Source organism: Halomonas aestuarii (assembly GCF_001886615.1).
GTDB classification, from domain to species: Bacteria; Pseudomonadota; Gammaproteobacteria; order Pseudomonadales; family Halomonadaceae; genus Halomonas; species Halomonas aestuarii.
This window is the reverse complement of sequence record NZ_CP018139.1, coordinates 595,465-609,810: the sequence shown is the minus strand read 5'-3', so window position 1 is coordinate 609,810 and position 14,346 is coordinate 595,465. Positions and strand designations below refer to the sequence as shown.

9 protein-coding genes, 2 tRNA genes and 3 rRNA genes are annotated in these 14,346 nt (G+C 62.9%); 10 read left to right on the top strand and 4 right to left on the bottom strand.

Annotation, left to right across the window (positions count from 1 at the left end; all coding sequences use genetic code 11):
- Positions 1-66 precede the first annotated feature (66 nt).
- The 9 genes from prpF (at position 67) to rlmM (ending at position 10,325) form a co-directional block, all read left to right on the top strand.
- Positions 67-1,257 carry a 2-methylaconitate cis-trans isomerase PrpF gene (prpF, locus tag BOX17_RS02800; protein WP_071941957.1) on the top strand — a complete coding sequence of 397 codons (1,191 nt, stop codon included), beginning with the start codon at positions 67-69 and terminating at the stop codon, positions 1,255-1,257.
- 107 nt (positions 1,258-1,364) lie between these two features.
- The gene (locus tag BOX17_RS02795; RefSeq protein WP_071941956.1) at positions 1,365-2,849 is read left to right on the top strand and encodes a bifunctional 2-methylcitrate dehydratase/aconitate hydratase; all 1,485 of its coding nucleotides are present in this window, start codon (positions 1,365-1,367) and stop codon (positions 2,847-2,849) included.
- Positions 2,850-3,534: 685 nt separating this feature from the next.
- Positions 3,535-5,072 (top strand): 16S ribosomal RNA (locus tag BOX17_RS02790).
- A gap of 94 nt (positions 5,073-5,166) precedes the next feature.
- Positions 5,167-5,243: transfer RNA gene (locus tag BOX17_RS02785), tRNA-Ile, on the top strand.
- Between the two features lie 120 nt (positions 5,244-5,363).
- Positions 5,364-5,439 (top strand) — tRNA-Ala (locus tag BOX17_RS02780).
- Positions 5,440-5,633: 194 nt separating this feature from the next.
- Positions 5,634-8,521, top strand: a 23S ribosomal RNA gene (locus tag BOX17_RS02775).
- Positions 8,522-8,604: 83 nt separating this feature from the next.
- Positions 8,605-8,720, top strand: a 5S ribosomal RNA gene (rrf, locus tag BOX17_RS02770).
- Together the 16S, 23S and 5S rRNA genes with 2 tRNA genes alongside form the textbook arrangement of a ribosomal RNA operon.
- Before the next feature lie 110 nt (positions 8,721-8,830).
- Positions 8,831-9,274, top strand: coding sequence for a DUF2721 domain-containing protein (locus BOX17_RS02765; protein ID WP_071941955.1), 444 nt, complete (start codon positions 8,831-8,833; stop codon positions 9,272-9,274).
- Positions 9,258-10,325: a 23S rRNA (cytidine(2498)-2'-O)-methyltransferase RlmM gene (rlmM, locus tag BOX17_RS02760; RefSeq protein ID WP_071941954.1), complete on the top strand. Its 1,068-nt coding sequence runs from the start codon at positions 9,258-9,260 to the stop codon at positions 10,323-10,325. Before BOX17_RS02765 ends, rlmM begins: the two co-directional genes overlap by 17 nt.
- Positions 10,326-10,341: 16 nt before the next feature.
- Here rlmM and BOX17_RS02755 read toward each other — a convergent pair whose 3' ends face one another.
- Positions 10,342-10,632 carry an antibiotic biosynthesis monooxygenase family protein gene (locus BOX17_RS02755; protein WP_071941953.1) on the bottom strand — a complete coding sequence of 97 codons (291 nt, stop codon included), beginning with the start codon at positions 10,630-10,632 and terminating at the stop codon, positions 10,342-10,344.
- A gap of 42 nt (positions 10,633-10,674) precedes the next feature.
- On the opposite strand from BOX17_RS02755, the gene tusA reads away from it, so the two are divergent.
- Positions 10,675-10,926, top strand: coding sequence for a sulfurtransferase TusA (gene tusA / locus BOX17_RS02750; RefSeq protein WP_071941952.1), 252 nt, complete (start codon positions 10,675-10,677; stop codon positions 10,924-10,926).
- A gap of 15 nt (positions 10,927-10,941) precedes the next feature.
- On the opposite strand, the gene BOX17_RS02745 is transcribed toward tusA, so the two are convergent.
- The 3 genes from BOX17_RS02745 to BOX17_RS02735 form a co-directional block, all read right to left on the bottom strand.
- Positions 10,942-11,658 carry a hypothetical protein gene (locus BOX17_RS02745; RefSeq protein ID WP_071941951.1) on the bottom strand — a complete coding sequence of 239 codons (717 nt, stop codon included), beginning with the start codon at positions 11,656-11,658 and terminating at the stop codon, positions 10,942-10,944.
- A 112-nt stretch (positions 11,659-11,770) separates the two neighbouring features.
- Positions 11,771-12,826 carry a DUF3080 family protein gene (locus tag BOX17_RS02740; RefSeq protein WP_244272199.1) on the bottom strand — a complete coding sequence of 352 codons (1,056 nt, stop codon included), beginning with the start codon at positions 12,824-12,826 and terminating at the stop codon, positions 11,771-11,773.
- Positions 12,798-14,189, bottom strand: coding sequence for an MATE family efflux transporter (locus BOX17_RS02735; RefSeq protein ID WP_071946574.1), 1,392 nt, complete (start codon positions 14,187-14,189; stop codon positions 12,798-12,800). The genes BOX17_RS02740 and BOX17_RS02735 overlap by 29 nt, the downstream gene beginning before the upstream one ends.
- Between the last annotated feature and the right edge of the window lie 157 nt (positions 14,190-14,346).

Here is a 14,346-nt window from a genome sequence, read left to right as displayed (position 1 = left end):
CATTACCCGGGGCTATTCATCACTGCCGCGCCCAGCGCGGCAGCTTTCCATCCGGAGTCGATTTTCATGGTTCATGTTGCCCAGATTCGCGTTCCCGCCACCTACATGCGCGGTGGCACCAGCAAGGGGGTGTTCTTCAAGCGGGATGACCTGCCCGAGGCCGCCCAGGTACCCGGGGAGGCCCGCGATCGCCTGCTGATGCGGGTGATCGGCAGTCCCGATCCCTACCAGAAGCAGATCGACGGCATGGGCGGGGCCACCTCCAGCACCAGCAAGACCGTCATCCTCTCGAAGAGCGAGAGCCCCGACCACGACGTCGACTACCTCTTCGGCCAGGTGGCCATCGACAAGGCCTTCGTCGACTGGAGCGGCAACTGCGGCAACCTCTCCGCGGCGGTGGGGCCCTTCGCCATCAGCAATGGCCTGGTGGATCCCGAGCGCATCCCCGAGAACGGCGAGGTCGAGGTGCGCATCTGGCAGGCCAACATCGGCAAGACCATCGTGTCGCGGGTGCCGATCACCGACGGGCAGGTGCAGGAGACCGGCGACTTCGAACTCGACGGCGTGACCTTCCCGGCCGCCGAGGTGCCCGTGGCCTTCAAGGATCCCGCGGACGGCGAGGGCGCCATCTTCCCCACCGGCCAGCTGATCGACGACCTGGAGGTGCCGGCCGACGTGGTGGAGGGGGGCAGCCTCAAGGCGACCATGATCAATGCCGGCATCCCCACCGTGTTCGTCAACGCCGCCGATCTGGGCTATTCCGGCAGCGAGCTGCAGGAGGCGATCAACGGCGATCCCCGGGCCCTCGAGAGGCTCGAGGCCATCCGCGCCCACGGCGCCCTGCGCATGGGCCTGATCAATGACCTGAGCGAGGCCGCCAACCGGCAGCACACCCCCAAGGTGGCCTTCGTGGCCCCGCCGGCGAGCTACACGGCCTCCAGCGGCAAGGCGGTCGAGGCCGGCGAGATCGATCTTCTGGTGCGGGCGGTCTCCATGGGCAAGCTGCACCACGCCATGATGGGCACCGCCGCGGTCGCCATCGCCTCGGCGGCGGCCATTGAGGGCACCCTGGTCAACCTGGCGGCGGGCGGCGGCAAGCGCAACGCCGTGACCTTCGGTCATCCCTCCGGCACCCTGCGGGTCGGCGCCGAGGCGAGCCTGGTGGACGGTCGCTGGGTGATCGACCAGGCCGTGATGAGCCGCAGTGCTCGGGTGCTGATGGAAGGCTGGGTGCGCATTCCCGGCGACAGCTTCTGATTTCCGGCGGGCACCAGGCGCCCCGGGTCGCCGCTCTTTACTCAAGGGCCAGGGGCGTTTTCTATAGTGGAGGGAGACACCGACAGTTTCGTGACAGGAGGAGGCTCATGACGACGACCGTGGAATCCAATGTGCGGCCGGACTACGACGCCGAGCTGCAGAAGATCGCCGACTACGTCCTCGGGTTCACGATCGACAGCGACGAGGCGCTGGAGACGGCCCGCCACTGCCTGATGGATACCCTGGGCTGCGGCCTGCTGGCGCTGCGCTTTCCGGAGTGCACCAAGCACCTGGGCCCCCTGGTGGAGGGCACGGTGGTTCCCCATGGGGCGCGCGTGCCCGGGACCTCCTTCCGCCTGGATCCGGTCAAGGCGGCCTGGGACATCGGGGCCACCATCCGCTGGCTGGACTACAACGACACCTGGCTGGCCGCCGAGTGGGGTCACCCCTCCGACAACCTGGGGGGCATCCTCGCCGTGGCCGACCACCTCTCCCAGAAGCGCGTCGCCGATGGGCAGCCGCCTTTGGCCATGCGCCAGGTGCTCGAGGCCATGGTCATGGCCCACGAGATCCAGGGCGTGCTGGCCCTCGATAACTCCTTCAACCGGGTAGGCCTCGACCACGTGGTGCTGGTGAAGGTGGCCTCCACCGCGGTGGTGGCGAAGCTGATGGGCGCCGACCGCGAGCAGCTGCTCGCGGCCCTCTCCCATGCCTGGGTCGACGGCCAGAGCCTGCGCACCTATCGGCATGCGCCCAATGCGGGGTCGCGCAAGAGCTGGGCCGCCGGGGATGCCACGTCCCGCGCCGTGCGCCTGGCCGACATCGCCATGCGCGGCGAGATGGGCATTCCCGGCGTGCTCACCGCGCCGCAGTGGGGCTTCTACGACATCCTCTTCAGCCACACCAACCGGGACCTGGCCACCAAGCCCGAGGCGGAGCGCCGGTTCACCTTCCAGCGCGATTTCGGTACCTACGTGATGGAGAACATCCTGTTCAAGATCTCCTTCCCGGCCGAGTTCCACGCCCAGACCGCCTGCGAGGCGGCCGTGACCCTGCACCCCCAGGTGAAGGAACGCCTGGACGAGATCGACCGCATCGTGCTGACCACTCACGATTCGGCGATCCGCATCATTTCCAAGTCGGGTGCCCTGGCCAATCCCGCGGACCGGGACCATTGCCTCCAGTACATGACCGCCGTGCCGCTGATCTTCGGCAACCTCACGGCCGAGCATTACGAGGACGCCTTCCATGAGGCCCACCCGCGGATCGATGAGCTGCGCGGGAAGATGGAGGTGGTCGAGGACCAGGACTATTCCCGGGACTACTACGATCCGTCCAAGCGCTCCATCGCCAATGCCATCCAGGTGTTCTTCGAGGACGGCAGTGCCACGGAGAAGGTTGCGGTCGAATATCCCATCGGCCATCGCCGCCGTCGCGCGGAGGGCATCCCGCTGCTGGAGGAGAAGTTCCGGCACAACCTCGCGACCCGTTTCCCGGCGGGACGTTGTAAGCAGATCAGCGATCTCTGCCGCGACCAGGCGCTCCTGGAGGACACCGCGGTGCACCGCTTCGTTGATCTCTTCGTGATCTGAGACCGCTCAAGGCCCTGCCCGAAGTCGCGGTTCACGCCCGGGGCATTCCTGCAACGCAGTGCCTTGGGCTTCTCCGCTGGTGCCCTCGACGGGGCCCTGGCGGAAACCCGACGAAGCGCATGGCGCGACGTGTCAGGCTGGGCTATATTTTTCTGACGCGCAGGGGTTGCATGCGTCGGCGCGAGATCGTAAAGTACGCATCCGCTGCCGGCGACGGGCACACGTTGCAGGCGGTGGTAAGTGGGTGAAGTGCTTGTTTCCACTTGGGTTTTTCGAAGCGTCTTTGGAAATTCCCGCTTGACGAACAGGCCGCATTCGGTAGAATGCGCACCACGCTTTACGGAGACCCGCTGAGGGCTCCATCGGCACTCGAATCGCTTGAGCGAATCGAGGGTTCGGCCACCCGGATCGCTTCCTTCGGAACGCATCGCAGGGTTGACACGACACGCCGATCACGTAGAATACGCCTTCCTCGCAGGGCGCCGGCGAGACCGCCACTTCACGGAAGTGAGCCGGGCACGACGGCAACAGCGAGAGCTCTTTAACAATCGATCAGGTAATTCATGTGGGCGCTTGTCGGGATGTCGGTGACCAGTCACTGAAACATTCAAGGCAAGCGACTCGTCAAATGAGACGTTTGAACCTTGAGCCAGGTTTGGTTCCACCTTAGGAACTATCAGACTTTAAACTGAAGAGTTTGATCATGGCTCAGATTGAACGCTGGCGGCAGGCCTAACACATGCAAGTCGAGCGGAAACGATCCTAGCTTGCTAGGAGGCGTCGAGCGGCGGACGGGTGAGTAATGCATAGGAATCTGCCCGATAGTGGGGGATAACCTGGGGAAACTCAGGCTAATACCGCATACGTCCTACGGGAGAAAGCAGGGGATCTTCGGACCTTGCGCTATCGGATGAGCCTATGTCGGATTAGCTTGTTGGTGAGGTAATGGCTCACCAAGGCGACGATCCGTAGCTGGTCTGAGAGGATGATCAGCCACATCGGGACTGAGACACGGCCCGAACTCCTACGGGAGGCAGCAGTGGGGAATATTGGACAATGGGCGAAAGCCTGATCCAGCCATGCCGCGTGTGTGAAGAAGGCTTTCGGGTTGTAAAGCACTTTCAGTGAGGAAGAAAGCCTTGGGGCTAATACCCCCAAGGGACGACATCACTCACAGAAGAAGCACCGGCTAACTCCGTGCCAGCAGCCGCGGTAATACGGAGGGTGCGAGCGTTAATCGGAATTACTGGGCGTAAAGCGCGCGTAGGCGGCTTGATAAGCCGGTTGTGAAAGCCCCGGGCTCAACCTGGGAACGGCATCCGGAACTGTCAGGCTAGAGTGCAGGAGAGGAAGGTAGAATTCCCGGTGTAGCGGTGAAATGCGTAGAGATCGGGAGGAATACCAGTGGCGAAGGCGGCCTTCTGGACTGACACTGACGCTGAGGTGCGAAAGCGTGGGTAGCAAACAGGATTAGATACCCTGGTAGTCCACGCCGTAAACGATGTCGACTAGCCGTTGGGGTCCTAGAGACCTTTGTGGCGCAGTTAACGCGATAAGTCGACCGCCTGGGGAGTACGGCCGCAAGGTTAAAACTCAAATGAATTGACGGGGGCCCGCACAAGCGGTGGAGCATGTGGTTTAATTCGATGCAACGCGAAGAACCTTACCTACCCTTGACATCGTGCGAACTTTCCAGAGATGGATTGGTGCCTTCGGGAGCGCACAGACAGGTGCTGCATGGCTGTCGTCAGCTCGTGTTGTGAAATGTTGGGTTAAGTCCCGTAACGAGCGCAACCCTTGTCCCTATTTGCCAGCGATTCGGTCGGGAACTCTAGGGAGACTGCCGGTGACAAACCGGAGGAAGGTGGGGACGACGTCAAGTCATCATGGCCCTTACGGGTAGGGCTACACACGTGCTACAATGGCCGGTACAATGGGTTGCAAAGCCGCGAGGTGGAGCTAATCCCACAAAGCCGGTCTCAGTCCGGATCGGAGTCTGCAACTCGACTCCGTGAAGTCGGAATCGCTAGTAATCGTGAATCAGAATGTCACGGTGAATACGTTCCCGGGCCTTGTACACACCGCCCGTCACACCATGGGAGTGGACTGCACCAGAAGTGGTTAGCCTAACTTCGGAGGGCGATCACCACGGTGTGGTTCATGACTGGGGTGAAGTCGTAACAAGGTAGCCGTAGGGGAACCTGCGGCTGGATCACCTCCTTAAACGACGAATCATCGACACTCGGCAAGTGTCCACAATGAATTACCTGATCGACCAGAGCAAAGACTGTTTGGGTATAGGCCCAGCGTGACCAATGGGTCTGTAGCTCAGTTGGTTAGAGCGCACCCCTGATAAGGGTGAGGTCGGCAGTTCAAGTCTGCCCAGACCCACCATTCTCCGAATGGCCGGATCGCTCAGTTGGTTAGAGCGCACCCCCGGATGTTCGATAAAGAGAAGGGTGAGGTCGCGGGGTTCTTCAAGTCTGCCCAGACCCACCAATTTGCAGGATCAGAGGGGCCTTAGCTCAGCTGGGAGAGCGCCTGCCTTGCACGCAGGAGGTCAGCGGTTCGATCCCGCTAGGCTCCACCATCCTTCCCGACAGTCCAGAACAGAGACCAGCGGCAAGCCAGACGGCTTTCCACTGTTCTCTGAACAGTGCTCTTTAACAATGTGAATCATGCTGACAAACGTTACCTTCCGAGAGGAAGGTGACACGAGATACGTCTCAAGCGTATCCGGCAATTGTCGATTGTCATCGCGGACCAGACCTCTTGGGGTTATATGGTCAAGCGATGAAGCGCACACGGTGGATGCCTAGGCAGCCAGAGGCGATGAAAGACGTGGAAGCCTGCGATAAGGCTCGGCGAGGTGGCAAACAACCTGTGACCCGGGCATTTCTGAATGGGGAAACCCACCCACGGTAACGTGGGTATCCTGCACTGAATACATAGGTGTCAGGAGGCGAACCGGGGGAACTGAAACATCTCATTACCCCGAGGAAAAGAAATCAACCGAGATTCCCCTAGTAGCGGCGAGCGAACGGGGACCAGCCCTTAAGCACCATGACCGATAGACGAAGTGGTTGGGAAACCACGCGATACAGGGTGATAGCCCCGTAGTCGAAATCTGATTGGTGTGAAATCGAGTAGGTCGGGGCACGAGAAACCTTGACTGAAGACGGGGGGACCATCCTCCAAGGCTAAATACTCCTGGCTGACCGATAGTGAACCAGTACCGTGAGGGAAAGGCGAAAAGAACCCCGGAGAGGGGAGTGAAATAGATCCTGAAACCGTGTGCGTACAAGCAGTGGGAGCAGACTTGTTCTGTGACCGCGTACCTTTTGTATAATGGGTCAGCGACTTATTTTCAGTGGCGAGCTTAACCGTATAGGGGAGGCGTAGGGAAACCGAGTCTTAACTGGGCGACCAGTCGCTGGGAATAGACCCGAAACCGGGCGATCTATCCATGAGCAGGTTGAAGGTTGAGTAACATCAACTGGAGGACCGAACCAGGATCTGTTGAAAAAGATTTGGATGACTTGTGGATCGGAGTGAAAGGCTAATCAAGCCCGGAGATAGCTGGTTCTCCTCGAAAGCTATTTAGGTAGCGCCTCACGTATCACCGCCGGGGGTAGAGCACTGTTTCGGCTAGGGGGTCATCCCGACTTACCAACCCGAGGCAAACTCCGAATACCGGTGAGTGCAAGCGTGGGAGACACACAGCGGGTGCTAACGTCCGTTGTGAAAAGGGAAACAACCCAGACCGTCAGCTAAGGTCCCGAAATCCTGGTTAAGTGGGAAACGATGTGGGAAGGCTCAGACAGCTAGGAGGTTGGCTTAGAAGCAGCCATCCTTTAAAGAAAGCGTAATAGCTCACTAGTCGAGTCGGCCTGCGCGGAAGATGTAACGGGGCTCAAACCAGGTACCGAAGCTACGGGTTCGTCGAATGACGAGCGGTAGAGGAGCGTCGTGTACGCCGATGAAGGTGGATTGAGAAGTCTGCTGGAGGTATCACGAGTGCGAATGCTGACATGAGTAACGACAAGGGGAGTGAAAAACTCCCCCGCCGGAAGACCAAGGGTTTCTGTTCGACGCTAATCGGAGCAGAGTGAGTCGGCCCCTAAGGCGAGGCCGAAAGGCGTAGTCGATGGGAAACGGGTCAATATTCCCGTACCTCACTGTATTGCGATGGGGGGACGAAGAAGGCTAGGTGAGCCAGGCGTTGGTTGTCCTGGTGAAAGTCAGTAGGCTGGGGAATCAGGCAAATCCGGTTCCCTGAGGCCGAGAGACGAGACGAACAGACTACGGTCTGGAAGTCATCGATGCCACGCTTCCAGGAAAAGCCTCTAAGCTTCAGATACAGTGGGACCGTACCCCAAACCGACACAGGTGGTCAGGTAGAGAATACCAAGGCGCTTGAGAGAACTCGGGTGAAGGAACTAGGCAAAATGGTGCCGTAACTTCGGGAGAAGGCACGCCGCGTTAGTGTGAAGGCCCTGCGGCCGGAGCACGAGGCGGTCGAAGATACCAGGTGGCTGCAACTGTTTATTAAAAACACAGCACTCTGCAAACGCGCAAGCGGACGTATAGGGTGTGACGCCTGCCCGGTGCCGGAAGGTTAAGTGATGGTGTTAGCTTCGGCGAAGCTCCTGATCGAAGCCCCGGTAAACGGCGGCCGTAACTATAACGGTCCTAAGGTAGCGAAATTCCTTGTCGGGTAAGTTCCGACCTGCACGAATGGCGTAATGATGGCCACGCTGTCTCCACCCGAGACTCAGTGAAATTGAAATCGCAGTGAAGATGCTGTGTACCCGCGGCTAGACGGAAAGACCCCGTGAACCTTTACTATAGCTTCACACTGGACGCTGATGTTGCTTGTGTAGGATAGCTGGGAGGCTTGGAAACTGTGGCGCCAGCCACGGTGGAGCCAACCTTGAAATACCAGCCTGGCATCATTGGCGTTCTAACTCAGGTCCATGATCTGGATCGAGGACCGTGTGTGGTGGGTAGTTTGACTGGGGCGGTCTCCTCCCAAAGCGTAACGGAGGAGCACGAAGGTACCCTCAGCACGGTTGGAAATCGTGCATTGAGTGCAAGAGCATAAGGGTGCTTAACTGCGAGACAGACACGTCGAGCAGGTACGAAAGTAGGTTCTAGTGATCCGGTGGTTCTGTATGGAAGGGCCATCGCTCAACGGATAAAAGGTACTCCGGGGATAACAGGCTGATACCGCCCAAGAGTTCACATCGACGGCGGTGTTTGGCACCTCGATGTCGGCTCATCACATCCTGGGGCTGAAGTCGGTCCCAAGGGTATGGCTGTTCGCCATTTAAAGTGGTACGCGAGCTGGGTTTAGAACGTCGTGAGACAGTTCGGTCCCTATCTGCCGTGGGCGTTGGATGTTTGAGAAGTGCTGCTCCTAGTACGAGAGGACCGGAGTGGACGCACCTCTGGTGTTCCGGTTGTCACGCCAGTGGCATTGCCGGGTAGCTATGTGCGGACGGGATAACCGCTGAAAGCATCTAAGCGGGAAGCCCCCTTCAAGATGAGACATCCCCGAGGCCTTGAGCCTCCTGAAGGGCCCAGCGAGACCAGCTGGTTGATAGGTCGGATGTGGAAGCGCTGCAAGGCGTTGAGCTAACCGATACTAATGGCCCGTGAGGCTTGACCATATAACACCCAAGCGGTCTGCCGATGGCGACCGACATGACGGATACGACGAGACGATCTCGTCAGCATGATTCACCGTTTTTCGCCTGACGACCATAGCGTGCGGGAACCACCTGATCCCTTGCCGAACTCAGCAGTGAAACCGCTCAGCGCCGATGGTAGTGTGGGGCCTCCCCATGCGAGAGTAGGTCATCGTCAGGCACCTATTCCGAGAAAACCCCGAGTTCATCAGAGCTCGGGGTTTTTTCATTTCATCCCCTGAAAGTGCCACCTGTTATCATGGGGTTACGACTGTCCTTTGGAGCTCACCCTTGACGCTGACCACTCCAGCCCTGCTGTTTCCCGCCATCTCGCTGCTGCTGCTGGCCTATACCAACCGCTTCCTCACCCTGGCCCAGCTGATCCGCAAGCTGGCCGATGAGGAACGCAACCAGCACCAGGAGGCGAACGCCACCCAGATCCTGCTGCTGCGCAAGCGGATCTCCCTGACCAAGCGCATGCAGCTGGCCGGCGTGATGAGCTTCCTGCTCTGCACCCTCTCCATGTTTGCCCTCTTTCTCTCGCTTGAGCTGCTGGGAGTGGTGCTCTTCGGGACCAGCCTGGTCCTGCTGTCCATCTCCCTGATCTATTCCCTCTGGGAGATCCAGATCTCCACCAATGCCCTCAACGTCCAGTTGCAGGACATCGAGGAACTGCGGGCTTCCGACTCCCGCCAGGCAAAGGAGAAAAGGGGGGATCATGACCCCGCCGAGTGAACTGCTGCTCTACTGCCGTCCCGGCTTCGAACCGGACCTGGCCGCCGAGATCACCGACAAGGCCTCCGCCCTGGGCTGGCCCGGGACGCCCGATTTCCGGGTGGAGGCGGGCTTCGTCCGCTTCATGGTCGACGGAGGTGAGCCGGCCAACAGGCTGCATCGGGCCCTGCCGCTGGCCAGCCTGGTGTTTGCCCGCCAGAGCCTGGTGGCGCTGGCCCCGCTCTCGCTCTCCCGTGAGGACCGGCTGACCCCCATCCTCGACCAGGTGGAGGCCAGCGGCTGGAGTTTCGACTCGGTCTGGCAGGAGACGCCGGACACCAACGATGCCAAGGCCCTGGCCGGCCTGATCAAGGCGCTCAAGCGCCCCCTGGAGTCGCTGCTGAAGAAGCGCGGTGCCCTGCGGAGAAAGGCGGGCGGACGACGGCTGCACCTGCTGTGGAGCGAGGGGGACCGGGTCCAGCTGGGCATGAGCTTTCCCGGCAACCGCAGCGAGCTTGTGGGCGGCATCCGGCGGTTGCGCTTTCCCCATGCGGCCCCCAGCCGTTCCACGCTCAAGCTGGAGGAGGCCTGGCACGAGTTCGTCCCGAGAGACGAATGGGAGGCGCGGCTTGGCGAGGGCATGCAGGCGGCCGACCTGGGCGCCGCCCCGGGGGGGTGGACCTGGCAGCTGGTGCAGCGCGGGATGCATGTCTATGCAATCGACAACGGCCCCATGGACAAGGGGCTGATGGCCACCGGGCTGGTGGAGCATCTTCGAGAGGACGGGTTCGTCTGGGAGCCCCCGGGGCGGCTCGACTGGCTGGTGTGCGACATCGTCGACAAGCCGTCGCGCGTGATGTCGATGGTCCAGCGCTGGCTGGTACGGCGCTGGTGTCGGGAGGCGGTGTTCAACCTCAAGCTGCCGATGAAGCGGCGCTGGCAAGAGGTCGCCGACTGCCTGTCACGCCTCGAGTCGGCCCTCGCCGAGGCCGGTGTGCGGGCAGAGGTGGCCTGTCGCCACCTCTACCATGACCGCGAGGAGGTGACGGTGCACGTGAGGCTCCTGGACTGAGCCAGCATGGCCGGCGTCAGTGGGTCGTCGCCTCGTAGATCCGGATGCGTTCCTCCTCGGTCAGCAGCGGCAGCACGTCCTGAATGACCCGGGCGCGAGTCTCGCTCTGGTACCATTCTTTCCAGGCGCGCAGGTCGCGCCACTTGGTGATCATCAGGCGTCGATCGCTGTGGCCGAGTTCGACGAGGCTCTCGCCGCCGACGAAACCGGGAGCGCTGAGGGAGTGGCGCATGGCTTCCCGAGCCGCCGCCTCGTATTCCTCCTCCAGGCCGGGCATGATGCGCCGCTCGATTATGATCTTGATCATCCAGTTACTCCCTACCTTTCCTGTCCTGCAACGAGGTCATCGATGGTTGATTCCGCGGATTCCCTGCCGGCCTGTGACGCACAACTCGACACCACCGGGCTCTACTGCCCCGAGCCGATCATGCTGATGCACAACAAGGTGCGCGACATGCAAGCCGGCGAGGTGCTCAAGGTGGTGGCCAGTGACCCGGCCACGACCCGTGACATCCCCCAGTTCTGTCGCTTCCTCGGGCATGAGCTGCTGTACCAGCAGGAAGACGACGGCAGCTACCTCTACCTTATCCGTCTCGGTTGAGACGCGGCCAGCCCGTCACTCGGCGGATGGTTCAACGTCACTGCCGGGCATGACCATCAGGGCCAGTGCCTCGAGGGTGGTGGGGTCCTCGTGCCGGATGCGGTTGGCGATCTGGCGCTGGAAGAAGTAGACCACCCGGTGCTGGCTGTGGCCGGGATAGAGACAGGGATCACCGGGCAGGATCGGGGTCGACTTGACGAGCCGCTCGTCGGCCAGCAGGGCCTCCACCGCACCGTCGCTGTAGAGGCGCCAGCCGAAGACCTGCTTGAGCTGCCAGGGCGCATCGCCCTCGTCCATGCAGAGGGCATGGGTCCCCTGGGTCTCCGGGAGCTGCTGGATCAGCGTGGTCTCGTCGGTCTCCTCATAGTCGAAGTAGGCAGCGGCGTGCTGGAGCTCCAGCACCTTGTGCTCGGGAGCCTGCTCGAAGAGCTCTTCGGTCTCCGGGTCGCGATAGCCCACGAAATGGCCATGCTCGGCATCATCGAGGCGGTGGCAGGGGGTGAGGGCCTCCATCCAGGGGACCAGGCCCACCACCTCGCCGTCCTCCTGCAGCCCCCATGCCAGCAATGGCATGCCGTAGAGGGTGTCGGCATCCGAGGCCAGCCGGTAGACCATCTCCAGGTTGTCCAACTCGGGTGAGAGGCGAATCAGTCGTCGCCGTGCCAGCTGGCGTTGGCGCATGGCCTCGAGGTCGATGACTCGAGCGGTGCGGGGTGACTGCGGGATTCCCATGATGTCCCTCCAAGTGCTGCGTGGTCACGGCATCGGCCTGGTCTGCAGCGCACTGCGTCACTGTTGTCTCATCAATAGCACAGAGTGATTGCCGAGGTTAAGTCCCGGGGGCTCATTGGCAGCGATGGGCGAGACGGGCCCGAAGCGCCTCGTGGTGCTCGCGGGCCTCGGTGAAGGCCGGCAGGGGGGCCTCGGGGTGGGTCAGCGACAGCCAGCGGTGTCGATACTCGGCGACCGCCGGCGGCGGGGCCACCTGGGCGTCGAGCAGGGCATCGATGGCGCCGAGCCAGTGCCTGGCCGAGCGGTCGAGACGCTGCAGCCACGCCCCCAGTGGGGTCGAATCGGTCAGCGGGGCGACCGCGCCGGGACACGTCTCCCCGTCGCTGCGCGCCAGCGCCCCCTCGATCAGCGACGAGGCCTCGTCGAGCCGCTGTTCGGCCAGCAGCAGGGTGCGCAGCATTTCCGCCGAGAAAGGGCGCTCCTGCAGGGTCTTGAAATGGCCTTCCAGGGTGGCGGAGTCGGGGGTCCAGTCCGGGTCGAACTGGTGCAGCGTCGCCTCGCGCAGGTAGGTCAGGGCCGCGCCGCGCTGCCGGGCCTCGTCCAGGCCCTCCGGGGCGAGGGGGGAGCTCGCCCGGGAGAAGTTCTTGACCCACTCCTCGGAGGCGAACAGGGCATTCCAGCTTACCCGCGGCAGCTGTTCGGTCTTGATGGCGGTGAGGCGCGAAAGGCGTTCCCGGCTGTCCCCGGAAAGCGTCGACGGCACGTCGCTGTTCCAGCAGTCACTCAGCAGTCGCCACAGCTCGAGCTCGTAGAGCCAGCGCTGGCTGGGGGGCGCCACCCGGCCCAGCTGGTTGTTGCGCCCCGCCACCAGCTGGGCGATGTGGCACCCCCGCAGCGCGTAGACGTCGAGCATGCCCTCGCGGGTCTCGGCGACCTCGAACAGCCGCTCGTCCTGCTCGGGGAAGGCGCCGATGTTGTCCGGGGAGGCGCGATCAGGTACCTCGACGCCCAGGCTCTCGGCCAGGCGCTGCTGGTAGTCGCCCAGCAGCGCCTCGCTCTCGCCCTCGCCGCAGCCGGCCATCAGCGTCAGCACCACGGCCAGCAGCATGCCTCGCCCGAGGCAGGTCACACGCCCGCGATCACTCGACGGGAATCTCGATCTCTCCATGGGCCATCGCCTTGCTCATGCGCCTGAGTCGCTCGCCCAGCAGTACCGCGGCCGTCGTCAGGCCGGCGACCAGGCCGACCCAGTAACCATGCACGCCCTGCGGGCCGATCCACCCGAACAGGCCGTACCGTCCCAGCCAGTGGCCGCCCCCCAGCCCCACCAGCCAGTAGGCCAGCAGGGTGATCAGCATGATGATCCGGGTGTCCTTGTAGCCGCGCAGGGCCCCGGCCAGGTTGACCTGCAGCGAGTCCGAGACCTGGAAGATCATGGCCAGTCCGACCAGCGACAGCGTGAGGCGTGCCACCTCGCTGTTGTGAGTGTACAGGGCGATCACCGGCTCGGCAGTCAGCCATAACAGCAGGCTGTTCAGGCCCGCCACGCCCAGGGCCACCAGGATGCCGTTCCAGGCCACCAGCCGGGCCTGGTCGGGGAGGCCCTGTCCGAGCACATTGCCCACCCGGACGGTCAGCGCCATGGCAAGCGACAGCGGCAGCATGAACAGGATCGAGGTGTAGTTGAGCGCGACCTGGTGGGCCGCCACGGTGACCTCCCCGAGGCTGGCAATGAACAGGGCGATCAGCGTGAACAGCGTCACCTCGACGAAGATCGCCACCCCGATCGGGACGCCCACGCGCAGCAGTTCGGCGATGAGCGACCAGCGGGGCAGGGTGGGCGCCTGCCAGAGGTCGAGGTCGCCATAGGCCCGGGAGCGGCGGGTGTAGGCGACCATCGCCAGGCACATCACCCACATGGAGATCGCCGTGGCCATGCCGCAGCCCAGGGCGCCCAGGGCCGGCAGGCCCTGCACGGCGGCGGGCAGCCACTCACCGAACAGTCCCGTCAGTCCCTCGCCGCCGTAGATCAGCACGAAGTTGCAGGGGATGTTGACGCCGAGGCCGACCAGGCTGATCCACAGCGAAGGGCGGGTATGGTTCATGCCGTCCGAGAAGGCGCGCAGCGCCTGGAACAGCGCCACCCCGGGCATGCCGAAGGCCACGGCCGCCAGGTAGCCCGCGGCGCGGGTGGCGACCTCCTCCGGCACCGCCATCAGCCGGAAGACCGGCATCACCGCGCTCCACAGCAGCACCGCGGCGGCGACGCCCAGCGCCAGGGAAACCCAGAGCGCCTGGTGCACGCTGGGCCGGATGCCCGATGTGCGCCCGCCGCCCAGCAGGTGGGCGACGATGGGGGTCAGCCCCATCAGGGTGCCGGTCATGAACAGCATCAGCGGCAGCCACAGACTCGAGCCGACCGAGACCGCCGCCAGGTCCGTGGCGCTGAGCCGCCCGGTCATCATCACGTCGACGACACTCATGCCGGCCTGGGCCAGCTGTGCCCCGCAGATTGGCAGGGCCAGGCGCATCAGCGGGGAGGTTTCCCTGCGGCTGGTGGCCAGCAGGCGTGAGGAAAACGGCTCCAAGGAACGGCTCCATGCAGGCAGGAGAGGGAAAGGCGCCCGGGTCCGTGACGAGCGCCGAAGGACCGCTCAGTCTACCAGCCGTCGGCGCTTTTCGCTCCGC